Origin of the sequence: Shewanella goraebulensis (assembly GCF_030252245.1) — a bacterium.
Lineage (GTDB): Bacteria > Pseudomonadota > Gammaproteobacteria > Enterobacterales > Shewanellaceae > Shewanella > Shewanella goraebulensis.
This window is the reverse complement of sequence record NZ_CP126972.1, coordinates 3262622-3286611: the sequence shown is the minus strand read 5'-3', so window position 1 is coordinate 3286611 and position 23990 is coordinate 3262622. Positions and strand designations below refer to the sequence as shown.

25 protein-coding genes are annotated in these 23990 nt (G+C 40.5%); 12 read left to right on the top strand and 13 right to left on the bottom strand.

Annotated elements, in window-relative coordinates:
• Positions 1-38 precede the first annotated feature (38 nt).
• Both QPX86_RS13865 and QPX86_RS13860 read right to left on the bottom strand, forming a co-directional pair.
• A complete protein-coding gene (locus QPX86_RS13865) occupies positions 39-698 on the bottom strand; it encodes an RluA family pseudouridine synthase (protein ID WP_285163025.1) in 660 nt (219 codons plus the stop codon).
• Positions 699-812: 114 nt separating this feature from the next.
• Positions 813-1409: an acyl carrier protein phosphodiesterase gene (locus QPX86_RS13860; RefSeq protein WP_220754789.1), complete on the bottom strand. Its 597-nt coding sequence runs from the start codon at positions 1407-1409 to the stop codon at positions 813-815.
• Positions 1410-1589: 180 nt separating this feature from the next.
• Between QPX86_RS13860 and QPX86_RS13855 the strand changes: the two genes are divergently transcribed.
• The 6 genes from QPX86_RS13855 to secF all read left to right on the top strand — a co-directional run bounded on the left by QPX86_RS13855 (position 1590) and on the right by secF (position 7520).
• Positions 1590-1787, top strand: a complete 198-nt coding sequence (locus QPX86_RS13855; protein WP_220754788.1) for a hypothetical protein — start codon at positions 1590-1592, stop codon at positions 1785-1787.
• A 220-nt stretch (positions 1788-2007) separates the two neighbouring features.
• On the top strand, positions 2008-3048 hold the full coding sequence (gene queA, locus QPX86_RS13850) for a tRNA preQ1(34) S-adenosylmethionine ribosyltransferase-isomerase QueA (protein ID WP_220754787.1): 1041 nt from the start codon (positions 2008-2010) through the stop codon (positions 3046-3048).
• A gap of 145 nt (positions 3049-3193) precedes the next feature.
• The gene (tgt, locus tag QPX86_RS13845) at positions 3194-4327 is read left to right on the top strand and encodes a tRNA guanosine(34) transglycosylase Tgt (protein ID WP_220754786.1); all 1134 of its coding nucleotides are present in this window, start codon (positions 3194-3196) and stop codon (positions 4325-4327) included.
• 31 nt (positions 4328-4358) lie between these two features.
• The gene (gene yajC, locus QPX86_RS13840) at positions 4359-4691 is read left to right on the top strand and encodes a preprotein translocase subunit YajC (RefSeq protein ID WP_220754785.1); all 333 of its coding nucleotides are present in this window, start codon (positions 4359-4361) and stop codon (positions 4689-4691) included.
• A 17-nt stretch (positions 4692-4708) separates the two neighbouring features.
• On the top strand, positions 4709-6559 hold the full coding sequence (secD, locus tag QPX86_RS13835) for a protein translocase subunit SecD (protein ID WP_220754784.1): 1851 nt from the start codon (positions 4709-4711) through the stop codon (positions 6557-6559).
• Between the two features lie 13 nt (positions 6560-6572).
• Complete coding sequence (gene secF / locus QPX86_RS13830) at positions 6573-7520, top strand: protein translocase subunit SecF (RefSeq protein WP_220754783.1); 948 nt, start codon at positions 6573-6575, stop codon at positions 7518-7520.
• A gap of 168 nt (positions 7521-7688) precedes the next feature.
• Here the strand turns inward: secF and QPX86_RS13825 are convergent, their stop codons facing one another.
• Both QPX86_RS13825 and QPX86_RS13820 read right to left on the bottom strand, forming a co-directional pair.
• On the bottom strand, positions 7689-7910 hold the full coding sequence (locus QPX86_RS13825; RefSeq protein ID WP_220754782.1) for a globin family protein: 222 nt from the start codon (positions 7908-7910) through the stop codon (positions 7689-7691).
• Positions 7907-8305: a DUF3224 domain-containing protein gene (locus tag QPX86_RS13820; RefSeq protein WP_220754781.1), complete on the bottom strand. Its 399-nt coding sequence runs from the start codon at positions 8303-8305 to the stop codon at positions 7907-7909. Before QPX86_RS13820 ends, QPX86_RS13825 begins: the two co-directional genes overlap by 4 nt.
• 130 nt (positions 8306-8435) lie before the next feature.
• On the opposite strand from QPX86_RS13820, the gene QPX86_RS13815 reads away from it, so the two are divergent.
• The 5 genes from QPX86_RS13815 to QPX86_RS13795 all read left to right on the top strand — a co-directional run bounded on the left by QPX86_RS13815 (position 8436) and on the right by QPX86_RS13795 (position 11906).
• Positions 8436-8753 carry a putative signal transducing protein gene (locus QPX86_RS13815; RefSeq protein ID WP_220754780.1) on the top strand — a complete coding sequence of 106 codons (318 nt, stop codon included), beginning with the start codon at positions 8436-8438 and terminating at the stop codon, positions 8751-8753.
• A 115-nt stretch (positions 8754-8868) separates the two neighbouring features.
• The gene (locus QPX86_RS13810; RefSeq protein ID WP_220754779.1) at positions 8869-9810 is read left to right on the top strand and encodes a precorrin-2 dehydrogenase/sirohydrochlorin ferrochelatase family protein; all 942 of its coding nucleotides are present in this window, start codon (positions 8869-8871) and stop codon (positions 9808-9810) included.
• A gap of 141 nt (positions 9811-9951) precedes the next feature.
• Positions 9952-10488: a YaeQ family protein gene (locus tag QPX86_RS13805; RefSeq protein WP_220754778.1), complete on the top strand. Its 537-nt coding sequence runs from the start codon at positions 9952-9954 to the stop codon at positions 10486-10488.
• 284 nt (positions 10489-10772) lie between these two features.
• Positions 10773-11348, top strand: a complete 576-nt coding sequence (locus QPX86_RS13800) for a CBS domain-containing protein (protein ID WP_220754777.1) — start codon at positions 10773-10775, stop codon at positions 11346-11348.
• A gap of 96 nt (positions 11349-11444) precedes the next feature.
• Positions 11445-11906, top strand: coding sequence for a GNAT family N-acetyltransferase (locus tag QPX86_RS13795; RefSeq protein ID WP_220754776.1), 462 nt, complete (start codon positions 11445-11447; stop codon positions 11904-11906).
• Positions 11907-12025: 119 nt separating this feature from the next.
• On the opposite strand, the gene QPX86_RS13790 is transcribed toward QPX86_RS13795, so the two are convergent.
• The 5 genes from QPX86_RS13790 to QPX86_RS13770 form a co-directional block, all read right to left on the bottom strand.
• Entirely contained in the window at positions 12026-12355 is a 330-nt protein-coding gene (locus tag QPX86_RS13790; RefSeq protein ID WP_220754803.1) for a rhodanese-like domain-containing protein, read from the bottom strand.
• Positions 12356-12431: 76 nt separating this feature from the next.
• Positions 12432-12650 carry a YgaP family membrane protein gene (locus QPX86_RS13785; RefSeq protein ID WP_220754775.1) on the bottom strand — a complete coding sequence of 73 codons (219 nt, stop codon included), beginning with the start codon at positions 12648-12650 and terminating at the stop codon, positions 12432-12434.
• 11 nt (positions 12651-12661) lie between these two features.
• A complete protein-coding gene (locus QPX86_RS13780) occupies positions 12662-15937 on the bottom strand; it encodes an efflux RND transporter permease subunit (protein WP_285163024.1) in 3276 nt (1091 codons plus the stop codon).
• Positions 15938-15941: 4 nt separating this feature from the next.
• Positions 15942-17024, bottom strand: a complete 1083-nt coding sequence (locus QPX86_RS13775) for an efflux RND transporter periplasmic adaptor subunit (protein ID WP_285163023.1) — start codon at positions 17022-17024, stop codon at positions 15942-15944.
• Positions 17025-17199: 175 nt separating this feature from the next.
• Positions 17200-17718 (bottom strand): OmpP1/FadL family transporter, encoded by a 519-nt coding sequence (locus tag QPX86_RS13770; protein ID WP_259651363.1) that lies wholly within the window; start codon positions 17716-17718, stop codon positions 17200-17202.
• A gap of 537 nt (positions 17719-18255) precedes the next feature.
• On the opposite strand from QPX86_RS13770, the gene QPX86_RS13765 reads away from it, so the two are divergent.
• Entirely contained in the window at positions 18256-18630 is a 375-nt protein-coding gene (locus QPX86_RS13765; protein ID WP_285163022.1) for a putative quinol monooxygenase, read from the top strand.
• Positions 18631-18710: 80 nt separating this feature from the next.
• On the opposite strand, the gene QPX86_RS13760 is transcribed toward QPX86_RS13765, so the two are convergent.
• The 4 genes from QPX86_RS13760 to QPX86_RS13745 form a co-directional block, all read right to left on the bottom strand.
• Complete coding sequence (locus tag QPX86_RS13760; RefSeq protein WP_285163021.1) at positions 18711-19664, bottom strand: LysR family transcriptional regulator; 954 nt, start codon at positions 19662-19664, stop codon at positions 18711-18713.
• A 15-nt stretch (positions 19665-19679) separates the two neighbouring features.
• Positions 19680-20597 carry a carboxymuconolactone decarboxylase family protein gene (locus tag QPX86_RS13755; protein ID WP_285163020.1) on the bottom strand — a complete coding sequence of 306 codons (918 nt, stop codon included), beginning with the start codon at positions 20595-20597 and terminating at the stop codon, positions 19680-19682.
• A gap of 82 nt (positions 20598-20679) precedes the next feature.
• The gene (locus tag QPX86_RS13750) at positions 20680-21540 is read right to left on the bottom strand and encodes an SMP-30/gluconolactonase/LRE family protein (protein ID WP_220754768.1); all 861 of its coding nucleotides are present in this window, start codon (positions 21538-21540) and stop codon (positions 20680-20682) included.
• Positions 21541-22432: 892 nt separating this feature from the next.
• Positions 22433-23713, bottom strand: coding sequence for an OmpP1/FadL family transporter (locus tag QPX86_RS13745; RefSeq protein ID WP_285165172.1), 1281 nt, complete (start codon positions 23711-23713; stop codon positions 22433-22435).
• Positions 23714-23990 lie beyond the last annotated feature (277 nt).

Genomic DNA, 23990 nt, shown 5'->3' with positions numbered 1-23990 from the left:
TTACTGATTTTTTTAACTTAATCGCTGATATCTACCGCTTAGTCACTAAAAGGGTGCTTACTGAAAAAAGTACGTTGCTTTTGAGTGTAAGGGTGAGTAATCGTTAGCATTTGCGCATGTAAACTGAGTCTGTCTCGTAATGCTACAGTGGCTTCGTCTGCATAAAATGCATCGCCTAAGATCACGTGATTGAGTGCAAGCATGTGAACGCGAAGCTGATGAGTTCTTCCTGTTTCTGGCATTAACTTAACTAAAGTATGCTCGGCATGTCTTTCAATCACTTCATAATGAGTGATTGCCGTTTTACCTTGCTCTGAAACAACCTGAAAAGGTGGATTAGTTTTGTCGGCTGCCAGTGATAAATCAACAGTACCAGTGTCACTTTCAATTTGTCCCTTAACTTCTGCGATATAAACCTTTTTGGTTTTACGATCTTGAAATTGGGTTTTTAAGTGAGACTCAGCTTTTTTATTGCGAGCAAATACCATAATACCTGAAGTGTCACAGTCTAAACGATGTACTAAGATGGCTTCAGGAAATAGCTTCTGAACACGAGTGATTGCACAATCGTGCGTTGCAGGTGCTTTACCTGGGTTCGCTAGCAATCCTGCAGGCTTATTAATAACAATGATATCTCGGTCTTTATAGCGGATATCGAGCCAAGGAATACTAGGTGGTTGGTAATCAAAAATTTGCATGAAGTCGCATCGGTTTACAAAAATAGTGGGGTATTTTAGCAAAGATTTGGCTGCGAGTATTGATTAACACGCAGCAATTAGGTTTTAAGTATTATGTGATGCAAAAATTTACGGTTAAGGCAAGTACTGAGCAGGGGTTTTTCTGCTGTAAATGCGGCTGTAGGCCATTAACTGTGGATAGAAGGTTCTAAAAGCGATTTCGATATCAACGTAAAGTTTATCGACGTCAGCAATGGCAGTTTTGAATAAATCAGGCTTCGAAATACGGCGGCTAACCCCTTCAATGGCTTTATTCATCCCTTTTTTGGTCTGATAAGCTGATAGCCAGTCTTGTTCAATGATGCTCGGCGCTATTTGTTGTAGCTTTTCTGGCAAGTCTGATGTCGTCTCGAGGCTGTGATAGGCTTTTTTAGTAAAATCAGCTAATGACTCTTGATGATATTCATCCCAGTAAAAGGCTAAGTAATGATCAAATGCTAAATCAACCAGTATTGGAGCGACTCTACGGGATGATTTTGGAAACTGCTTAATTAAATCCACAATAAGTTCATGGCTATCGGTAATTTGATCAATCTGTCTATGCAGCCAAATTCCTTGCTGTAACGGTTTAGGGAAGTGTTTTATATCGCCTTTTGCAAAGTCACCAGCAAGATTTGCTGCCAAATGAGTATTACTGATATCGGCTAAATGTAGGTGAGCAAGAAAGTTCATATTTTGTACTTTTAATTTTTGAGTTTTTCAGTATGATGCTTAACCACGCATAGAAAAGTTAAACGCCACTGACGAGTTTTTTAAGTCTAGTTTCAATCATATAGATTTCTAGTCAAATGTCATTGGTATTATTTTCAAGGATGTTGCGTCACATTATAAAAATCGGTTTAAGGATCATGGATGATGAAAAACTGGATCATGTCAGTGTTAGGGCAACAACCTAGTCGTAAACGCACGAAAATTGAAGTCGACCTTCGTTTTGAAAAACAATCCTTTCTACCTGAAACAAACACTTTGGCTGAAGATACTGAAGCGGCTAAATCTGCTGCTGAGTTAGAAAGCAGCATTGATCAATTCGAATCACCAAATCCTAAGTGATTTTGGCTATTATCTGGTAAATAACCAATAGATGATTTAATTAATCACTAGTCAGTATTTAAATGTCTTCCTTTGCTGGTATAAGTTGACCTATTCAAATTTCGGTATTTGTATGTTCCCTTCGTGTAAACAGCACATTATTTAGCTCCCTAAACTTGATATTAGTGGTCGGTAGTCCTAGACTAGCGGCCGTTTTTATTGTCTTTAAAAGAGTATTGATATGCGCGTTGCTGACTTTTCTTTTGATTTACCTGATGAACTTATTGCTCGCTACCCAATGGCAGAGCGAAATGCATCAAGATTATTGACCCTTGATGGCAATAGCGGTGCAATAGCTGATCAGCAATTTACTGACGTGCTATCTAAAGTTAATAGTGGCGATTTAATGGTGTTCAATAACACTCGTGTTATTCCTGCTCGTTTATTTGGTCAAAAAGCATCTGGCGGTAAACTCGAAATTCTTGTTGAAAGAATGCTCGACGATAAACGAATTCTAGCCCACGTGCGTTGCTCTAAGTCGCCTAAAGTTGATTCAATTGTCATTCTAGATGGCGGTTACGAAATGACAATGCTTAAACGTCATGACGCCTTATTTGAACTTGAACTTAATTCTGAAAAAACGATTTTAGAGGTATTGGAAGAAGTCGGCCATATGCCACTACCACCATATATTGATCGCCCTGACGAAGATACCGATAAAGAGCGCTATCAAACGGTTTACAATCAAACACCTGGCGCTGTGGCTGCGCCTACTGCAGGATTACATTTTGACGATGCAATGCTGACAGCACTAAAAGAAAAGGGCGTTAAAGTTGCTTTTGTGACACTGCATGTTGGAGCGGGTACTTTCCAACCTGTACGTGTTGAAACTATTGATGAGCATGTGATGCATTCAGAATGGGCCGAAGTGTCTCAAGAGGTTGTCGATTTAATCGCTGAAACCAAGTCTGCGGGTAATCGAGTCATTGCCGTAGGAACCACTTCGGTGCGTTCACTTGAAAGTGCAGCAAAAGCCAGCGGTAATAATCCACTTGCAGAGTTTAAAGGTGACACTGATATCTTCATTTTCCCTGGTTACGAGTTCAAAGTGATTGATGCAATGGTGACTAATTTCCATTTACCAGAATCGACGTTGATTATGTTAATTAGTGCATTTTCGGGTTTTGATAATGTGATGAAGGCCTATCAGCATGCGATTGAACAAAAATACCGCTTTTTTAGCTATGGTGATGCCATGTTTTTAACGAAAAAAGCCCCGTAACGATTGATTTTGATCTAAAATACCCGCCCACAGAGGTGGGTATTTTTTTTGGGCGAATTTTAACTTCAGCCTTGAAGTTATAACTTATGCCCTCATGTCTTATGCAACAACTACGAGTCAGACTGTTTATCTGGCAAGGTGATTTATGAATTTTGAACTTGATACTACAGACGGACGCGCACGTCGCGGTCGTTTAGTTTTTGAACGTGGCACGGTTGAAACCCCTGCATTTATGCCTGTAGGTACCTACGGTACCGTTAAAGGCATGACACCAGAAGAAGTTCGCGCAACAGGCGCAGATATTCTGTTAGGCAACACTTTCCATTTATGGTTACGTCCGGGTGAAGAAATCATGCGCAAGCATGGTGACTTACATGATTTCATGAACTGGCAACGTCCTATTTTAACTGACTCTGGTGGATTCCAAGTGTTCAGTTTAGGCGACATTCGTAAAATCACTGAAGAAGGCGTACATTTTCGCTCGCCTATTAATGGTGAGAAGATTTTCTTAGACCCTGAAAAGTCGATGCAAATCCAAAACTCATTAGGCAGTGATGTTGTGATGATTTTTGACGAATGTACTCCTTATCCTGCAACACATGATGAAGCACGTAAATCAATGCAAATGTCATTACGTTGGGCGCAGCGCTCGCGTGATGAATTTAACCGCTTAGAAAATCCAAATTCATTATTTGGTATCGTCCAAGGTGGTGTATACGAAGATTTACGCGATGAAAGTGTAAAAGGCTTAACTGAAATCGGATTCGATGGCTACGCTGTCGGCGGTTTAGCAGTTGGTGAGCCTAAAGAAGATATGCACCGCATTTTAGAGCATGTATGTCCACAATTGCCTGAAGAAAAACCACGCTATTTAATGGGCGTTGGTAAACCTGAAGATTTAGTTGAAGGCGTACGTCGTGGTGTCGACATGTTTGATTGTGTTATGCCAACTCGAAATGCCCGTAATGGACATTTATTTACACCAGAAGGCGTGATTAAAATTCGTAATGCTCGTCACCGCGATGACACTGCGCCTTTAGATGCAAGCTGTGATTGTTACACTTGTAAGAACTATTCACGCGCTTATTTATACCACTTAGATCGCTGTAATGAGATCTTAGGTGCGCGTTTAAACACCATTCACAACCTACGTTACTATCAAATTTTGATGGAAGGTTTGCGTGGTGCAATCCAGACGGGTACATTAGACGCCTTCGTTACGGATTTTTATACCAAGTTGGGTCGTGAAGTCCCTCCTGTACCAGAGTTGCAAGACTGATTTTTAATCTAGAAAACAAGAAGAGAGTAATATGTTAATTTCAAATGCATACGCAAACGCAGCTGGCGCACCACAAGGTGGCGGCACGATGGAACTGATTTTCATGCTAGTAGTTTTTGGCTTGATCTTCTACTTTATGATTTTCCGTCCACAGTCAAAGCGCGTTAAAGAGCACAAAAACCTAATGTCAGCTTTGAGCAAAGGTGATGAAGTGCTAACAAGCGGCGGCATTTTAGGCAAGATTGCTAAAATCAGTGACGACAGTGATTACGTTTTATTAAGTATTAATGAAACTAGCCAAATCACTATTAAAAAGGATTATGTTGCAGCGGTATTGCCTAAAGGCTCTATCCAGTCGTTGTAAGCCAAGAGGGCTCAGGTGTGTTAAATAAATACCCAATGTGGAAAAACATCATGGTGCTGCTTGTCATCACCATCGGTGCTTTCTATGCAATTCCAAACCTTTTTGGTGAGGATCATGCAGTACAAGTCGTGGCGACTCGTGGTGCTGAAGTTACAACTTCAACTCTAACGTCAGTAAATGGAATACTTGAAAGCAAAGGCATTGCGGTAAAACGCGCTGAGCTCGAAGATGGTCAATTAATTGTCCGTGTTCAAGATGCAGAGCAGCAATTATTAGCAAGAGAAGCTATTGCTGAAAGCCTAGGCGATAAATATACCGTAGCATTAAACTTAGCGCCTGCAACCCCTGAGTGGCTTGAAGCCATGGGTGGTTCGCCAATGAAGCTAGGTCTTGATTTACGCGGCGGTGTTCACTTCTTAATGGAAGTGGATATGGGGGAAGCCATCCGTAAGATGGAAGAAGCCAAAATTGCTGACTTTAGAAGCCAATTACGTGAAGAAAAAATCCGTTATGCAGGTGTTCGCAAAACTGCTAAAGGGTTAGAAATCAAATTCCGTGATGCTGATAATCTTGCCAAAGCTGAACGTTACTTAAAATCGCTCAGTAATGAAATGGTATTCACTGATGGTAGCGTTGGTGAAAACTACGCCTTATATGCGTCAATGAGTGAGGACTACCTTAGACAAATTAAGGAAGAAGCACTACAGCAAAATATCACGACTATCCGCAACCGTGTAAACGAGTTAGGTGTCGCTGAACCTGTAGTTCAACGTCAAGGTTCTCAACGTATTATCGTTCAACTTCCTGGTGTTCAAGATACTGCTCGTGCTAAAGAAATCCTTGGCGCAACGGCATCTATCGAATTCCGCATGGTAGACGATAAAGTTGACCAAGCAGCTGCAGCCAATGGCCGCGTACCTGCAAGCTCAGAAGTCTTCCCTCGTCGCTCTGGTGGCATTGCAGTACTGAAAAAAGAAGTGATGCTAACAGGTGATCATATCACTGGTGCACAACCTTCTTTTGATGAATATAGTCGTCCGCAAGTATCGATTAACCTTGATGCTAAAGGTGGTAATATTTTCTCAAACGTGACTAAAGACAATATTGGTAACCCAATGGCGACTTTATTCATTGAGTACAAAGACAGCGGGCAACGTAACCCTGATGGCACTGTGAAAATGACTAAGATTGAAGAAGTCATTTCTGTTGCTACCATTCAGGCGCGTCTTGGTCGTAACTTCGTGATTAATGGTCTTGACCATTCTGAAGCACAAAGCCTTGCATTATTGCTTCGTGCAGGTGCATTGATTGCGCCAGTGACTATCGTTGAAGAACGTACTATTGGTCCAAGCCTTGGTAAAGAAAACATCGAGAATGGCAAATTAGCAATGATTTGGGGCATGGTTGTTGTGCTTATTTTCATGCTGGTTTATTACCGTGCCTTTGGTGTAATTGCTAACTTGGCACTAACTGCCAACTTAGTGATGGTTGTAGGTGTCATGTCAATGATCCCAGGTGCAGTTTTAACTCTCCCTGGTATTGCTGGTATGGTTCTGACAGTTGGTATGGCTGTTGATGGCAACGTACTTATTTTTGAGCGTATTCGTGAAGAGTTACTGGCTGGTCGTAGTGTTCAACAAGCTATTCATGAAGGTTATGCAAACGCATTCTCAACTATTGCTGATGCGAATATCACAACATTTATGACTGCATTGATTCTATTTGCTGTAGGTACTGGCGCCGTTAAAGGCTTCGCTGTGACCTTGATGATAGGTATCGCAACGTCAATGTTTACTTCTATCGTAGGAACACGTGTCATCGTGAATCTTATGTGGGGTGGTAAACGCGTTAAGAAACTGTCTATCTAAGGAGACGTTGACCATGTTACAAATATTTTCAGTAAATAAAACGATCAACTTCTTAAAGCATGCAATGCCTATCAGTATCCTATCAATGGTATTGGTTATCGCTTCATTAGCATCTTTAGGTATTAAGGGTATTAACTGGGGACTCGACTTTACTGGTGGTACTGTCGTTGAACTTGAGTTCTCTAAGCCTGTCGATTTGATTGAACTTCGCGGCCAACTTAACACAGAAGAATCCGATGGTGCAGTGGTTCAAAACTTTGGTTCTAGTCGAGATGTGCTAATTCGCCTTCCGGTTCTAGAAGACCTTAAAAGTGATGACCAAGTTAATGCTGTCATGAAAGGTGCTCAAGCAATAGATTCGAGCGTGATTCAAAAGCGTGTTGAGTTTGTTGGCCCACAAGTGGGTAAAGAGTTAGCCGAACAAGGCGGTTTAGCGGTTATTGTTGCGTTAATTTGTATTCTTATTTACGTTTCATTCCGTTTTGAATGGCGCCTTGCAATGGGCTCTGTTGCGGCTCTAGCACATGACGTTATCGTGACTTTAGGTGTATTCTCAATCTTACAACTTGAGTTCGATTTGACGGTATTAGCAGGCTTGCTCACCGTTGTGGGGTATTCATTGAACGATACGATTGTTGTATATGACCGTGTTCGTGAAAACTTCCTTAAGATGCGTAAAGGTGGTCCTGTTGAAGTCGTCAATAAGTCGATTACTCAAACAATGAGTCGTACCATTATTACAACGGGCACAACCCTTGTTGTAGTGATTGCATTGTTCCTTAAAGGTGGCACCATGATTCATGGTTTCGCAACAGCATTACTTTGCGGTATCTTTGTAGGTACATATTCATCTATTTACGTAGCAAGCTTCCTAGCGGTTAAACTAGGTATCTGTCGCGAACATATGATGCCAGTTGAGATTGAAAAAGAAGGTGCTGACCAAGACGCAGTTATGCCTTAGTTATTGCTTTATTTAATACAATAATGTGTTAAATAACTTAGTTTAACGATAAAAAAAGCCACTCAATAGAGTGGCTTTTTTTATATGCTCAACTTCTTTAAATTAAAGCATCTGTAAATAAGCTAGGCTGTAAATTATAGTGTCGGTAAATATAAAATATCTGGATACTTAGTTGTGTTGAGATAATAAGTGCTGATGAACTAAAGGGGAAATAACCGCAATAAACTGGCTATTGGCAGGGTGAGCTACATCGAGTTCTACCCAGCCGTCAGTTGAAAGTTGTTCTAAGGTGATAAATTGGGTATTAGCAACAAATTGAGAATGCCATGAACCTTGGGCTTTAATAATGCCAAACTCAGTATGTAATCGACTTATAGCAAAAGGCATCATAATTGGTTTATTTCTAATTGGTACTTGGCTTGGCCTTTTTCACCAGAGGTAAATGTGCCATGACCTTGAATATCAACTAACTCTCCTTGACCTGAATTGGGCACGATCATGAAACGGCTGCTAGCCACACCATTTTCGAACTTCCCATCATGTTGTAATACAAAGCTGCCAGATTTACCATTTACACTGACTTCTACGTTCTCATAACCGCAAAATACCGCAACTCCGTCGGCGGTATAACACATAATGTATTTGGGCTGACTTACGCCTTCTAGATCGCCTGAATACATTTGTGTAATACTGGCAGAGGTCTGTTTCGCGCCATCAGGGTGCTGGATATCGGTGGTTTCTTCCCAGCTGGTGATTTGAAAAATGCCTGATATTTGAAGGTTCATATTGTTCTCCTCTTAGAACTATCATGAGCATATATTGAGTATAAAGTTTAATCAATGCTCGACAGCAAGAACCATTTGCAAGTAGGATAATTAAAAATTTGCCAGCAGAGCAATAGCAGTAGGAATAATAATGGAAGATAGAAAAGTATTATTAACCGGTGGAAATTTACTTCAAGCACACACTTGGAAAGGGCTACTGGAAACCAATGGTATTACCGTCGAACTCACAGGTGAAGCACTTGTAGGAGGCGTGGGTGAACTCCCTGCAGAAATGCAAACTGTTGACTTATGGGTAAACCAAAATCAATTAGAAAAAGCTCAAACTATTCTTGAATCCCATGATATGGATCGTCCTGAGTGGCAATGTTTACATTGTCATGAAATGAACGACGGCAGTTTTGAGTTATGTTGGCAATGTAGCTCCCCTCAAAGCACCCCACACAATTAACACTAATATTTAGTTGGATCATAATAATTGATTATCTTTGATAGCCAAATTGACTAGGACAACCCTTTGTTAAATTGGTTATAGTCGGCCTATGTTGATATTTCGAGACGAATAAATGCAATACTTTCCATTGTTTGTGGACACAAAAAATCTAAATGTATTAATTGTTGGTGCGGGTGAGGTGGCAACCAGAAAGTTAGATTTATTGTCTCGTACAGAAGCCGAAATAGACGTTATCGCTCCAGATATCGCAGATGAGATTCGCGTTTATGAAAAAAAAGGCCGAATCAAATTATATCGCCGAGAAGTAGAGTCTGAAGATATTGCTGATTATGATGTGATTTACATGGCCACAGCTAATGAACAGCTCAATATGGATTATGCTGTCATCGCCAGCCAAAAAGGCATTTGGGTTAACGTTGTAGATAACCCAAGCTTTTGCCGCTTCATCACCCCATCAATTGTAGATAGAGGCAGATTAGTGGTGGCAATAAGCACAGCAGGCGCAGCACCTGTATTTGCTCGTACGATTCGCTCACGCCTCGAAACGTTGCTGCCGCAATCCTTAAGTCCCTTATTTGATTTCGTCGCTTCTAAGCGCATAGAAGTGCAACAAAAAATCATCTCAGGTAAAGAACGTCGATTATTCTGGGAACGTTTTTTCAATTTAAACAGTGATCGTTTTGATGGTGTGACTGAAACCCATTATCAAGATGCTTTTGGCAGTTATGGCACAGAGGGTGAAATTTTACTCTTCAATGAAAATGATAATGCCGCAATGTTGCCGATTGCTGCGATGCCTTTGCTGCAAAAGATTGATACTTTTTATTCCGACAATGCAGAAAGTCATCTTATGGAAATAGATAATAAATCTGTTACCGATATTAATGAGCTTGTTAGGCGTGATGCTAGCCGTGAGCCTGTACCGTCGCTGAGCACCATTTCAACTAAATACCAGCACGGCGATAGAATGTTGTTGGTGGTAAACCAAGAGAAGCTCAATAAACTTAAAGCACATTTCCCTATGGCTAAACATCTACAACCTGGCGCTTTATAACATTGATAAAGCGTTAATTTGGCAAACTTAAATGAACTGATTAAAGAAATAAACCTTGTTTATAGTTAGCTTCAGTTAAACCGAGTTTCATACTGACGACAAACAGTATAAACTCGGTTTTTTTATTGAAATGGAACCCTCATGGCGCCTAAAGCTACGGTCTTTAAAGCAGCACTTCAAATTGCTGATATGGATAGACATTACTATGCAGATCATCAATTAACGATTGCTCAGCATCCTTCAGAAACTGACAGTCGCATGATGGTGCGAATTCTTGCTTTTATCATGAATGCTTCAGACTCTTTGCAATTCAGCAAAGGCCTTTGCGTAGATGACGAACCTGAGCTGTGGGAAAAAAGTTTATCTGATGAAATCAATCTTTGGATTGAATTCGGTCAAGCCGATGAAAAATGGCTTCGCAAAGCCTGTGGGCGTTCTAAGCAAGTTCAATTAATTACTTATGCTGGTCGCAGTGTGCCGATTTGGTGGCAACAAAATGAGCAAGCTTTACAGCGATACAAAAACTTATCAGTGTTCAATATTGATGAAGACAGTGTTAAAGCAATGGAAGTATTTGTCGCTCGCAGTATGAAAATTCAAGTGAGTATCAGCGATGGAGAAATTTGGTTGTCTGATGACACTAATAGCTTAATGATCCAGCCAGAGCGTTTAAAGTAACAGTGCTGAGAAAGTAGACTATAATTTAACCGTTAACTTGTCTTTGTTAAACCGATGCGTACTGGTTCTAAATTGGGTTTACACCAGCTTTTGTGGCAGTGTTTAAGCAGCATATCGACTTTAATTATATGCACTAGAATTAAATGCACTAAAATTATATGCACTAAAATTATATGCATTTTGGCCGCCATGACTATCTTCTATAGATACTGATTGAAACATCTAACAATAGACTCGATAACAAATTGGATTTTGTATTAGTTCAGTCTATGAAGGATGTGACAATGAAGACGCTATCATTACGAGCAGTTGAAAAAATAGATCTACTCGCTCGGCCGGAAGTGGCCGAGCATATTAATTTATTCTCTGCCGCCTCTGCTGTTTTTACTGATTTTAAAACCCTCAAACCTTTAGTCATTAAATTAAACACTGCAGCTGTAGATGTTGAACATTTGATGAAGCAATCCCATGTCAGGCTTAAAATTGTTATTGATGAAAAAGGTCACTTTATGGGATTGGTCAGCTTACAAATGCTGCATAGCCAAGAAATGCAAAAGCATGTTGCACAAGGCTTTCCAAGAGAACAGCTATTATTATCTGATTTTATGTTGCCAAAAGATGCGTTAAAGGCAATTGATTATCAGGAGCTTTCTAAAGCTCGTATTAGCGATGTGATTGATACTTTGAAACACTCCCAGCATCAACATTGTTTAGTTGTCGATGAGCAGCTAGGTGTTATTAGAGGGCTTATTTCTGCTAATGATATTGTCCGTAAGCTCAAGTTACCTGTGGATGTGAACTTAAATCCAAGTTTTATGGAGATTGCAGATAGTATTGAAAAGGTGAAGGTTGCCAGCTAACGCATTCACTGTATAGGCCAAAGTGATATCAATAGCGTGTTGTTTTTTATATAAGCAATCATTAGTGTGTAATAAAGCTTTTTACACGGAATGAATATGCTAATTAGAAAAGCAACGATGGTTGATGCAAAAGATGCATTTGAGATCCGCAATCTCGCAATTTTATCTCAATGTAAAGGGCATTATAGCGCTGACGTCTTGCTTAAATGGACTGAGGGTGATGTACCTGAAACGTTTATTCATGACTTTGCCAGACACGGTTTTGTGACTGAAATAGCGAATAAAGTTGTTGGTGTTGGCATGATAGATCTTAACACTGGAATGGTGGACGCGATGTTTGTTCGTCCTGAGTCCTTTGGTCAAGGTTTAGGTAGAAAAATGCTCGAACATCTAGAAACGTTGGCTAAGCAAGCTAGCTGTAAAAAGCTGATGTTAGATTCATCGTTAAATGCAGCTGACTTTTATCGTAATTGTGGCTTTGAAGGCAGCAAACAGGCTATTTTTCATTCGCCAAGGGGGATTGAATTGGCTTGTATCCCAATGGTGAAAATGCTGTAAGTTATCTTACTATCGATTGCCTTCAATAGATTTTCTAATGGTTACTGTATTAAAAAAGCCTCATTTGTTTTAGACAAGTGAGGCTTTTTGACGCTATTTAAAAGTGCAAATAGTAAATGTTAGTTAGCGCTTTGCTTTAAATGAGCCTGTAACATTTCAAGCCCGCCGCCATTATAGGTTTGTGTAAAGCCAGCTTTAACTAAGTCAGCATTGGCAATGCCACTGCGTCTGCCACTACGGCAATACAGTACGATGTCAGTGTCTTTCGATAATCCTTGCTTAGTTAAGTGCGTTAACACCAATTCGAAAGGGATATTGACAGCTCCTTCCAAATGGCCTGCCGCGAACTCTTGTTCGGTGCGGACATCAAGCACTAATGCACCAGCATTAATTTTATCCCATGCAACACTTGGACTCATCTCTTGAGCATTAGCTGCCACCGCAAGCATCAATGAGACGCTGCATAAAATCAGTAATAAGGCTTTTTGAAAAAAGCGTAAATTATCTTGTTGCACAATTAATCCTTCATTCTTTTTGTAAATTGGCTAATTCGGCTGCAGGTTTTGCTCCTAGCTTTTTAAATACCATCGCAGCAGGGCAGAAACCTGTAAAAGCACTTTGTAATAGATTAGCGCCAACAAAAACAGTTAGCCAGACAAAATTATGGTTCACCAACATGGTTAATGCCAATGACAGTAACACCATAAACCCTGCGAAAGCCATAATGATTCGTTCTAAAGACATACTTCTTCTCCTTAAGTGGATTGTCGATTTTTCATAACACTAAAATACAAAATGGGGATCACAATCAGAGTGAGAATGCTCGATATAAAAATACCGAAGATTAAACTGATTGCTAAGCCATTAAAAATGGGGTCATCAATGATAAATAGCGCACCAATCATCGCTGCAAATGCCGTTAACATGATGGGTTTAGCACGTACAGCACCAGATTGAATAACCGCTTGCTCAAGCGGCATACCTTTGGCGGTCTCTAGCTTAATAAAGTCCACTAATAGGATTGAGTTACGAACAATAATGCCGGCTAACGCGATCATGCCTATCATTGAAGGTGCGGTAAAATGAGCTCCCAGTAGAGCATGTCCAGGCATAACGCCAATTATGGTTAATGGGATAGGCGCCATAATCACTAGAGGCACTAGGTAAGACTTGAAATGACCAACGACTAATAAGTAAATCGCTATCATCCCGATGGCATAGGCAATTCCCATATCTCTAAAGGTTTCATAGGTAATTTTCCATTCACCATCCCATAAAATCGCGACTTCATCTAAACCGTCAGGTTGATGAATCAAATGCTGTTTAATTGGGTGAGGGTTAACGCCAGAGTCGTTATCATCTTCAACGCCCGAGAACATGCTGAACATGCCATAAAGTGGGCTGTCAGTTGGCCCCGCCATATCAGCGACAACCATGATCATCGGAACCATATTCTTATGGATAATCGGTGTATTGATATTGCCGTGCTCTATTGTGACTACTTCAGTTAAACTAATACTCCTCCCTGCAGCATTGGTTAATCTTAATGCGAGTATTTGTTGTAAGTTAAGCTTTGATTCTTCAGTCGCTTGTAGGCGGATTGGCACGGGTAATTGATAATCTTTATTGTGTAAATAGCTTACATCAAGGCCATTTACCGCAGTTGAGATCGTTTCGACTATATCCGAGTAATGCAGTCCTAATAGCTGAGCTTTACTTCTATCGATATGTAAACGCCAATGAGCAGCGTTACTCGGTAGGTAAATATCAACATCAACCACGTGTTCAGTTTGTTTAAACCGCTGCTCTAGCGCATTTGCGGTTTGCTCACGCAGTTGTGTCGTTGGAGCATAAACCTCTGCCAATATCGGAGACCATACCGGAGGCCCTGGTGGGACTTCGACGATTTTGACATTTGCTCGGTAAGGCTTGGCAATTTCGTGCAGTTTAGCGCGAACTGAGGTGGCGATTTCGTGGCTATCACGACTTCGCTCAGACTTATCCACCAAGTTAACTTGTATGTCACCTAACTCTTGGCTTTGTCGCATAAAGTAATGCCTTACTAGGCCATTAAAGTTGATTGGGGCATGAGTGCCAGCATAAAGTTGCAGGTGCTCAACTTCTTCAACATTAAGTAAGTAGTCACTCAAGTCTTTAAGGGCACGTTGGGTTTGCTCCACAGGAGTACCTTCAGGCATATCGACTAACACTTGAAACTCAGATTTATTATCAAATGGCAGCATTTTCAAAATAACAGCTTGTCCAATAGGCAAGGCAACTGCCATAGCGATTAATAATAAGATTGCGCCCGCTAAGCCTAAGCGAGCGAACCCTGCTTTTTCACCGATGAGAAAAGGGCTCATTAGTCGGGTGAATAAATGCTGTAATTTGCTATCACTATTTTCTGATTTAGTTTCTTCAATGCTAATTAGCTGAGCGCTAATTTGTTGAGAGTTGCTGTGCTGAGCATTGCTGGGCTTTGCATTGCTGTGTCTAAGCAGTTTCAAACTCAGCCAAGGAGTGACAACAAATGCCACAACCAAAGAAATAAGCATTCCCATACTAGAATTAATAGGAATAGGGCTCATATAAGGCCCCATAAGGCCAGAAACGAATGCCATCGGCATAAGAGCTGCAATTACGGTAAACGTGGCTAGAATCGTTGGACCGCCAACCTCGTCAACTGCTAATGGGATCAGCTCTTTGATGTTTTTGTTGCCCATAGCCATATGGCGATGAATATTTTCAACCACCACAATGGCATCATCAACTAATATTCCGATGGAAAATATGAGTGCAAATAGCGAGATTCGATTGAGGGTGAATCCCCATGCCCAAGAAGCAAATAAGGTCATTGCCAGTGTGACAATTATGGCTATGCCTACTACTAAGGCTTCTCGTTTCCCCATGGTGATTAATACCAATAGCACGACAGCCATAGTGGCAAACATTAATTTCAATATTAGGGTGTTTGCTTTATTTCCCGCTGTTTCACCGTAGTTTCTGGAAACTGTAACTTCGATATTATCTGGGATCAGCACGTTATCGACTTTAGCTAAACGAGTCATGATCTGTTCGGTGATCTCAACGGCATTTTCGCCACTTTGTTTTCCGATAGCGAGCGTTACAGCTGGATAAGTCCCCGTTGCGTTAACATGCCAAACATTGTCAGTGGCGATATCGGCTTTTAAGCTGATTTGAGCAATATCGGATAAATACACCGGGCTAGCTTGAGACTGTTTATCAGTGTTACTGACTTTAATTATCAACTGACTCACATCATCAATGGTTTGCAAGAATTGACCAGTTTGAACTTTGATAACTTGGTTTTGTTGCACCAAATCACCGGGCATAGATATCTGGTTATTATCGGTGAGGACTTGCTTTAAGTCTGAAAAACTTACCCCATAATGATTCATTTTTAACGGGTCTAGTCTGACGTTAACAGCAAGCTCTTGTCTGCCCATTGAGTAGATTTCACGGGTACCTTTAACGCGCTTAAACTCCTTTTCGAGTTCAGTGGCGACAATGGTGAGATCTTCTGCATTCACCTGAGGATCTTTTGACCATAAGGTTAAACCTACAATGGGCACGTCATCAATGCCGCGAGGCTTGATTAAAGGCGTGCCAATACCTGCAGCATTATTAAATTTATCTTGGTTAGATTGCAGCTGATTATACAAATTAACGATCGCGTGATCTCGAGGAACACCCACATCAAATACTGCGATAATTAATGCGCCGTCATTCATCGAAAATGAATATAAAGTATCAATTCCTTTAAGTTCAGAAATGATTTTTTCGGCGGGTAAGGTGACTTGGCTAGACACTTCTTCAGGAGAAGCACCAACATAAGGAATATAAACATCAGCAAAGGTGACATCTATTTGTGGTTCTTCTTCTTTTGGTGTAATCACAGTGGCAAAAAGGCCCAGTAATAACGCCAATAATGCTAATAATGGGGTAATTGCACTCGATTGAAAGGCGTTAGCTATTTTACCTGAAATACCAAGAGATGTAGGTTCAGTCATGATGTTATTCGCCTGAATTTGCAGTGTTTAACAGGTGACTTGTTGCGTCGCTGATTATTTTATCGCCTGCCATCAGGCCAGCTTCAACAACATATTGCTCATTATCTATTTTGCGTAACCTCACCTGAGTTTGCACCAGTTTGTTATTGTGTTGACGAAATACAGCGGTGTAATCTCCCCGCTGAAAAATAGCTTGGCTGTGAATGACTATTTGCTTAACGGTTGTATCAGCAATGAACACCTTGACCCATTCTCCTGGTGAAACAGCCAGATCTGTTCGGGGTAAGTTAATCCGAACTTGGTAACTTTGACTCGCATTTTGTAGGAAAACATAAGGATTAATTTGGTTCGAATTTATACGTAATCCTGATGCTAACTCTACTGAAATAGTGGTATTTTCATTAACTAACTGACGATAGCGCTGGGGAAGTTGGAATATAGCGCGCATGTTTTCGGTTGAGTAACCTGCGTAGAGGGCTTGACCAACAGTGACGGTTTCACCTTGTTCAACAAAGCGCTCTGTAACTCGACCACTAAAAGGCGCACTAACTGTGGTGTAGTTTAATGTTTCTCTTGCTTGTACTAGTTTGGCATTGGCTGCAGTAACAGCTTGTAAGCTTGAGGCTGAGTTGGCTGTTGCTTCATCCATTGCCCCTTTAGAAATAGCCCCTTTGGGGAACAATTCTTGATAGCGTTTAAACTGGGCTTGGGATTCAATATTTCTCGCTTGAGCTTGAGCTAATTCAGCCTCCGCAGCAGCTAGACCTGCACCTTGTTCTTTACTGGTAATTTCCAACAAAGCCGAGCCTGCTGGCACAATGTCGTTTACGTCATAGTTAAGCTTTAGAATTCTTCCCGCTGTTTGCGCCGATACTGTGGCTGCTTTTGTTGCCTCTATTTGACCATCAAACTGTAGGTAAGTAATGCGTTTTTCAGGAGTAACGGTGAACAGTTTGTCAGCTGAAGCAAGGTTACTAGTCTCTTTACTAGCTTCTTTGTTTGAGTCCACTGCGTTAACCGAAGGCGAGTAACAACTCATTAGCGTAATTGAGGCAAAAGTAAAAAGAGAAGCTCGATTTAGCCACATAAATATATCCAACAATAAAAATAATCCATAAGAAAATTCTAATGGACTTTATTGTTATGTGCAATCTATTTATGAGAAAAATCTAATGAAGCGTTTTTCATTCACCCACAAAAAAGCCGCCAGAATAAACTAAGGCGGCTTTTAACTTATATTTTAAACTATTAAATAGTTTATCTTAGAAGTTGTAGTTGTACTGAAGCGAGAAGTAGTTAGCGCCTGACTCAGTGTATGCACTAACTTCACCAACTAATGCACTTTGTTCAAGAACATGTACTTTCTCACCGTCAACTAAAGTGTAGCCAAAGTCGAGGCTAGAGTTTTGGTTGATGTTGTAAGTGAAACCAGCTGAGTACCAGATACGGTCTGAGTCAGGAATTGATAAAGATGAAACTTCGCCCACAACACCTTGGTCATTTGCGATACCTGCTCTTACTGTCCAATTTTCATTGATATCGTAAGTTGAACCAAAGCTTAAGAACCAAGAGTCTTTCCAATTGTATTCTTTTAAGATCGCTTCACGTGAACCTGCATCACTATCAACTAAACCGATATGGTCGAATGACCCCCGACCGGAGTTAGTAATGAAGTTGCTGCAATTCTCGATGGCGCAAAGGATAATGTGCCGTCGGTGACAATTGCCCAGGGAATATGCTCGATTCAAACTATTTAACGGCGCCAGGCAATGCAACGACACCACGCATATCACTAGCTTCTATGGTTGCCAACCATTCGCTAGCTTGAAGAATATCACTGTCAGATGTGTTAGACCTTAAAATGATATCTCCCCCAACGAGGGCACACCTTGTATAGAAGGATTTGATTGATATCCATTTCATGCTTAAGTGCAATTGTGGCCCAAGCCCGCACGATAACGTCACTAGAATTGATTAATGTCCCATCTAAATCAGATAGTAACCCATCAAGTGTCCTTAATTTATCAAATGTGCTTAGAGCGATCACAATAATTATTAGTGAAAAATTATGATCTCGCATTAAAAAACTTGTTGAATGTTACTAATTGTATGATTAGGAAGATTCGGCAAAGGCTTAGCATGGTGCATATCCGTTATCATTGATGCTTAAACATCAACAATGCATTGCTTTTCTGCTTATCGAACTATCTAGCCTCAAGGTACATAATCTCTCACGTCAACTGGTTTAGCACTCATTACAACGCAGGATATAGCGACAAACAGTAATCCCCAAAAATAACTAAAAAGCGAGATATTTTATGAGCAATATTACATTTGAAGAAACATTAGAATGGTTCAAAACAACTGATTACACTGGCGCAATTGGTTTAACCGTAAAATTTCCAGTACCGGCAGAAAATACAGAAAAGTTTGCTGAGTTCCTAAAAGACTATACGCCATATGTACTTGAAGAAGAGGGATGTATTGATTTTGGCTTCCAACGAGATTGGAAAAACCCTAATGAATTTTGGCTAACAGAGCGCTGGGCATCTGTACAAATACTACTATCGCACCTTGGTCCTGACTCACGTAAAGGGACTAAATATGAAGGCGGAACCCCGTTACAAATAATGGCTGATTTCGGTGTACAACCGGATCCTGTTGCTATCTACCGCCTTAGCCTTGAAGATTAACGTTAAGTTAAGGGGATTGAAGTAGGCTCCCCACTTGGTCTAATGTAATTCTAAACAGGAGCATTTATTACTCCTGTTTACTATTGATAGAATGACTCATAGTCATTGATATAACCTTCCCAGATGGGTGGCGTGCCGATAACGTCTATCACCATTTCGATAAATTTATTAACCAATGGTGTTTGATTTCGATGTGGGTAGACCGCATATATTCCACCACTATTGTTTGCTAATTTATAGTCAGTTAACAACGGCACAAGTCCATTTTTTTCAATGCTCTGTTCAAGTGTCGTCAACGAGATAACCGAATATCCTAGCCCTGCTTCAACAGCACTCAGCAAAGAGCCAACATCATTCGCTCTAAAGCGTCCATTTTGATTATATTTAACCATTCGGCTGCTGGTTGCTGAAGGCGACTCACTTATCTCTATTTTGTTTAAATGAAACTCGCCATTGAAATAGATCACCGCCGGTAATGCAATCAAGGCTTCAATCGTTGCAGGTTTACCATATTGTTGAATAAAGGAGTGGGAGGCCAAGATAGCTAACTTATTAGAAGCTAGCTTTTTGGCGATTAAATTGGAGTCTTTAGGCGGGCCAATGCGAAAGGCAATATCGAATTTGTCGCCAATAATATCGGTACGCTTATCATCAAGCATCAAATCGATATAGGTATCAGGGTATTTTGCCATAAACCGATTGATCGCAGGACGAAGATAGAGATGGCCAAAGGAGACATTACTGGTGATTCTGAGTAATCCCTTAGGCTCACAGTGGAATGATTGTGCAAGTTTCTCTGTATCGACTAAGGCATTGCGTACAATTTCAGCTTGCTTTAATACCTCAGCCCCCGCATCGGTCAGCGCAAGAGCACGCGTCGAACGATTGAGTAGTCTAATACCCAGCTGTGTTTCAAGTGCCTTTATCTGCTTTGACACAACGGAGCGATCGAGGTTGTGTATATCCGCAACCTTCGCAAATGTGCCGTGTTGAACGATATCGATAAACAGTTCCAGACGCGTTGCCATGTCCATACATTGATCTCCTGGTTACTCTCTAACAGTAAGCTCTTTCAGGATCATGCTTGCATTCAACGCAGCAGGAAACCCAGCATAGAGACTGGTTATTATCATCACTTCTGCAACCTCCTCTTTACTGACGCCAGCCTGCATCGCAACTTGCATGTGAAAACGAAGTAGTGAGTTTGCTGTGCCAAGGGTTGTCAACGCAGCAATCGTGGCGATCTCTCGTTGCTTTAGCTTCAAACCTGGTTCTGAGAGGATATCTCCAAATTCGTACTCAATGATATATTTAGCCAAATCGGGGGAAACTTCTTTAAGATTATCTTCCAGTGTTTGTGCTGCACCATTATCAAATTTATTGAACTGCTCTACCCCCTGTTGATAGCGAGATTTATCTTGCTGAGCACTGTCCTTTGCGCTTTTTTTTTCTACCTCATCGGGTAAATCATTGAATCCCTTAACACGCCTTTCATCCAAGAGTTCCTTTAACAGTAGCATCGCATTATTCGCTTTTGGAAAACCAGTATAAGCAGTCATCTGTATAATAAGTTGCTTAATTTCTGTTATAGAGCAGCCAACATTAAGCCCCGCATTCAGGTGTGTCTTAAGCTGTGAATTTTGCGCACCACTGGCGATCAAACTGGCAATAATGACAATCTGCTTGCTCTTAAAATCCAAGATATCACGGTTGTACACCTCGCCAAAACTATACTCCACAAGGATATTGGCAAGCTCTGGAGACACGCCATTAAACGCGTCGATTAGTCCTTGTCCAGCCCCCTTACCATTAATTCTATCAACATTTTCAATCCCCTTGTTAAAGCGTTCAGATCTTAATGGCACCTCTTTTTCTACCTCACCTGTTACAGAGAGAGTATCAATAGCGAAAGAAAAATGGCTGTAAAATGACAATAAAGCAATAAACATAATCGTTTTATTTTTCATTGTTTTTTTCCTGTCTGTAAGATTTATCAGCCTGTTAATAATGAACAACAGGCTAAAACAAGGGCATACCAGCAGCGCCTTATTATTTGTCGTTGCTGATCTTGTATGAAGTAACCGTGCCATTGAAAAGAACAGGTACAAACAGGGTGCGGGTACTCTCATCAACATTAATATCAGCACTGCTAGCATCAACGGTTCCTAACAAAACACGTTGTTTATCGGTAATTTTGTAGATTTCACCAGCAGGAAAGTGGCTGACAATCAGTGCATCATCCAATGCAGCAACGCCGTCGAGACCACCCAGTTTATAACTTGAATTAATCATCTGTACTGATTTAGTGGGAATATCAATTTTATAAAGAGAACCGAACTCTTCCGATTCAAATTCCTGAGCGAGCTTACTCGCCATGTTTGCAGCGATAAGTGTATTGCCTTTCACCAGTAAACCATTGGTGTGTGGTAGGCGTTTATCTTCAAACCAAACCTTCAGCTCATTGTTGACAAGGTTATATATTTTACCGGTAGCAATATCAGAGACAAACAGTTGCCCCTCAGCACTAATACTTAGGTCATTCAGCATGACAGCTCCTTTTGCCTGAATACTATCTACGACCCTACCTTTTTTAACATCAATAACATGGACTTGAAGGCCATCGACTACATATAGGTGATTGTTATACATGCCCATCCCTGTCGGACCAGCAAGATCATCAACCCATTTCATTTGTTTGAGTTGTCCATCTTTAGAAAGTTTGCTGATAAAACCTTTTCCTTCACCATTTACGTTTGAAACATATAACCATTCATGCTTAGGAGAAACAAAAACAGATTCAGGTTGCGAAAAACCAGATAATGTCCATTGTTGAGAGAGTGACGCTGCTTGAGCAGGCTGTGTAAATAACAGAGAGGCCCCGATTAGGCTTGATAACAGTGTAGAACGCATATTTTTACTCCATTATATTCATAGATAAAGTTAACATTACCTAGCTAAGTGCTAGCCACTATGATGGCTAAGTAATGATTAATGGATTAATTATGAATTGAATAAACGTAGTAAAATAGAGGCATATCGTCAATGCATTATGGAATATATAGCACTAATAGAAATTCTGTTCGCGTGATGATTTATAGCCCTTTGTTCAGTTTCGGCGTGAGGGAACGTCTGATCTTGCTTTTTTCCTCCTTTACATCTAAATAGTTAAAACACATTTTCTAAGTAGCAACCTTCAATTTCTTATCGTCTTACCGTAACCTGAAATTCTACATTTAATAACAACTCTTCGTGTATCTACAAACTTCCATCGAATTTTCTGATAAAGAACCGCACTTCAGCAAATAAAATCATGAAAGGTTTTATTAGTGCCTACAAATACATGGACCTAGATTCAGGCGCGGTGCGTTAAAAAGTGAGGATTTCTAGCAGATTAAAAAGTGAGTTGGAACGGCATTCTTTTACTTACTTTTCTGTTGCTGTTGACAGAAAAGTAATGTCGTCAACAAGACGAAACCTCAGCATTGTAAACTCAACTTCCGACTAGATTAGCTTGACGAACAGCAAGTAATCCGACGAATCAGCTAAGCTGACAAAAGTGCTTTCCAAGCTTCCACCATAAAGTAAAAATTGTGAAGCATATAAAATTATCCAACTGTAAAAATATTCCATAAGAAAATCCTAATGAGTTGGTTGGATAGTGCAATCTATTTATGGGAAAAATCTAATGGAGTGATATTTTTGATATTTTTGATATTTGAAGCGGCAATTCAGACACAAAAAAGCCGCCTGAATAAACTAAGGCGGCTTTTAACTTATATTTTAAACTATTTATTAGTTTATCTTAGAAGTTGTAATTGTACTGAAGCGAGAAGTAGTTAGCGCCTGACTCAGTGTATGCACTAACTTCACCAACTAATGCACTTTGTTCAAGAACATGTACTTTCTCACCGTCAACTAAAGTGTAGCCAAAGTCGAGGCTAGAGTTTTGGTTGATGTTGTAAGTGAAACCAGCTGAGTACCAGATACGGTCTGAGTCAGGAATTGATAAAGATGAAACTTCGCCCACAACACCTTGGTCATTTGCGATACCAGCTCTTACTGTCCAATTTTCATTGATATCGTAAGTTGCACCAAAGCTTAAGAACCAAGAGTCTTTCCAATTATATTCTTTTAAGATCGCTTCACTTGAACCTTTATCACCATCTACTAAACCAATATGGTCGAATGTGCTCCATTGAGTCCATTGCGCTGTATAGTGAACAGCAAATTTTTCAGTTAACTGATGGAAACCAGCGAACTGAGCAATGTCAGCCATTGGAATTTCAATTTCATCAAAGTTTTCAGCAGGTGTTAGTGGGTTCGCATTGTAAGAGATGTCACCAGAAGCTTTCATTTCAGGGCTGAAACGGTAGCTAAAACCAAATCTGTGGTTTTCATTGATTTCGTAAGCTAAACCAATGATACCACCAACAGCCCAGCCATCAGCATCTACATCAACAAGGTTCAAAGCAATTGGATCCATTCCAGGAGCCAGAGTTAAATCACCTGAGCGGGTTAATGTTCCAGAACCTTGGATGATATCTAAACCTAAACCTAAGCTTAAAGAATCATTGATACGGTATGACATGCTCGCGTTTAAGTTGATAGTGACAACTTCGGTGTTACCTAACAAGTCGATAGGCGTGTTGAAGTCTTGATTGTTATTTAATTCACCAAGATCAGTACCTGTACCGTAGTTACTGAATGCAGCAAAACCGAAAGCGATTTTCTCATTAACTGGGTTGATGTAGTAAAAGTTAGGAATAACTTTATTTTCAGCGGCATTATCAAGGCTACCTAAGTGGTTAGTTCCACCGAGCATAGTGTCATACTGAACGTCGCTTACTTCAACATTGATGTCAGCATATGTCATGCCTACAGAAATTGCTGTCTCATCAAACAATGCCATTGCAGCAGGGTTACGTGCTAAAACTGACGCGTTATCAGCGATGATTGCATCACCAGCCATTGCACGGCCAATACCAGTTGCTGATTGGCTATTTAACTGAAAACCAGCTGCCATTGATTGTGTGCTAGCAAGCGTTACCGCTGCAGCTAGTAGAGTCTTGTTGAATTTAGTCATCATTTTAATCTCATCGTTGTACGTCAGTTTATTAATTTGCTCAGTACTCAATCTTGCTTAGTGCTCGATCTTGCTTAGTACTGGCTCCCCAATTAACACCAACTTAGTAATTGCGGGCATATTAGGTAACAGTTGTTACCTCTACAACTCCGACCAGTTGCTAGTCATTGTTAGCATTAAGTTAATTTCTGCTTTTGACGTTTTTAGGTCAAATTGAGTAAATACTCTATAAACGCTGTGCTGTAGGGCTGTTGAGAATTTTGTTAAGAAGGCTGAA

Coding starts and splice junctions, on each gene's coding strand:
- QPX86_RS13750 (WP_220754768.1), bottom strand. CDS start 21,540: ATGCGTTCTACACTGTTATCAAGCCTAATCGGGGCCTCTCTGTTATTT.
- tgt (WP_220754786.1), top strand. CDS start 3,194: ATGAATTTTGAACTTGATACTACAGACGGACGCGCACGTCGCGGTCGT.
- QPX86_RS13755 (WP_285163020.1), bottom strand. CDS start 20,597: ATGAAAAATAAAACGATTATGTTTATTGCTTTATTGTCATTTTACAGC.
- QPX86_RS13785 (WP_220754775.1), bottom strand. CDS start 12,650: ATGTCTTTAGAACGAATCATTATGGCTTTCGCAGGGTTTATGGTGTTA.
- QPX86_RS13780 (WP_285163024.1), bottom strand. CDS start 15,937: ATGACTGAACCTACATCTCTTGGTATTTCAGGTAAAATAGCTAACGCC.
- queA (WP_220754787.1), top strand. CDS start 2,008: ATGCGCGTTGCTGACTTTTCTTTTGATTTACCTGATGAACTTATTGCT.
- QPX86_RS13795 (WP_220754776.1), top strand. CDS start 11,445: ATGCTAATTAGAAAAGCAACGATGGTTGATGCAAAAGATGCATTTGAG.
- QPX86_RS13860 (WP_220754789.1), bottom strand. CDS start 1,409: ATGAACTTTCTTGCTCACCTACATTTAGCCGATATCAGTAATACTCAT.
- QPX86_RS13775 (WP_285163023.1), bottom strand. CDS start 17,024: ATGTGGCTAAATCGAGCTTCTCTTTTTACTTTTGCCTCAATTACGCTA.
- yajC (WP_220754785.1), top strand. CDS start 4,359: ATGTTAATTTCAAATGCATACGCAAACGCAGCTGGCGCACCACAAGGT.
- QPX86_RS13825 (WP_220754782.1), bottom strand. CDS start 7,910: ATGATGCCTTTTGCTATAAGTCGATTACATACTGAGTTTGGCATTATT.
- QPX86_RS13760 (WP_285163021.1), bottom strand. CDS start 19,664: ATGGACATGGCAACGCGTCTGGAACTGTTTATCGATATCGTTCAACAC.
- QPX86_RS13805 (WP_220754778.1), top strand. CDS start 9,952: ATGGCGCCTAAAGCTACGGTCTTTAAAGCAGCACTTCAAATTGCTGAT.
- secF (WP_220754783.1), top strand. CDS start 6,573: ATGTTACAAATATTTTCAGTAAATAAAACGATCAACTTCTTAAAGCAT.
- QPX86_RS13790 (WP_220754803.1), bottom strand. CDS start 12,355: ATGCTTGCGGTGGCAGCTAATGCTCAAGAGATGAGTCCAAGTGTTGCA.
- QPX86_RS13800 (WP_220754777.1), top strand. CDS start 10,773: ATGAAGACGCTATCATTACGAGCAGTTGAAAAAATAGATCTACTCGCT.
- QPX86_RS13865 (WP_285163025.1), bottom strand. CDS start 698: ATGCAAATTTTTGATTACCAACCACCTAGTATTCCTTGGCTCGATATC.
- QPX86_RS13855 (WP_220754788.1), top strand. CDS start 1,590: ATGATGAAAAACTGGATCATGTCAGTGTTAGGGCAACAACCTAGTCGT.
- QPX86_RS13765 (WP_285163022.1), top strand. CDS start 18,256: ATGAGCAATATTACATTTGAAGAAACATTAGAATGGTTCAAAACAACT.
- QPX86_RS13745 (WP_285165172.1), bottom strand. CDS start 23,713: ATGACTAAATTCAACAAGACTCTACTAGCTGCAGCGGTAACGCTTGCT.
- QPX86_RS13810 (WP_220754779.1), top strand. CDS start 8,869: ATGCAATACTTTCCATTGTTTGTGGACACAAAAAATCTAAATGTATTA.
- QPX86_RS13815 (WP_220754780.1), top strand. CDS start 8,436: ATGGAAGATAGAAAAGTATTATTAACCGGTGGAAATTTACTTCAAGCA.
- QPX86_RS13820 (WP_220754781.1), bottom strand. CDS start 8,305: ATGAACCTTCAAATATCAGGCATTTTTCAAATCACCAGCTGGGAAGAA.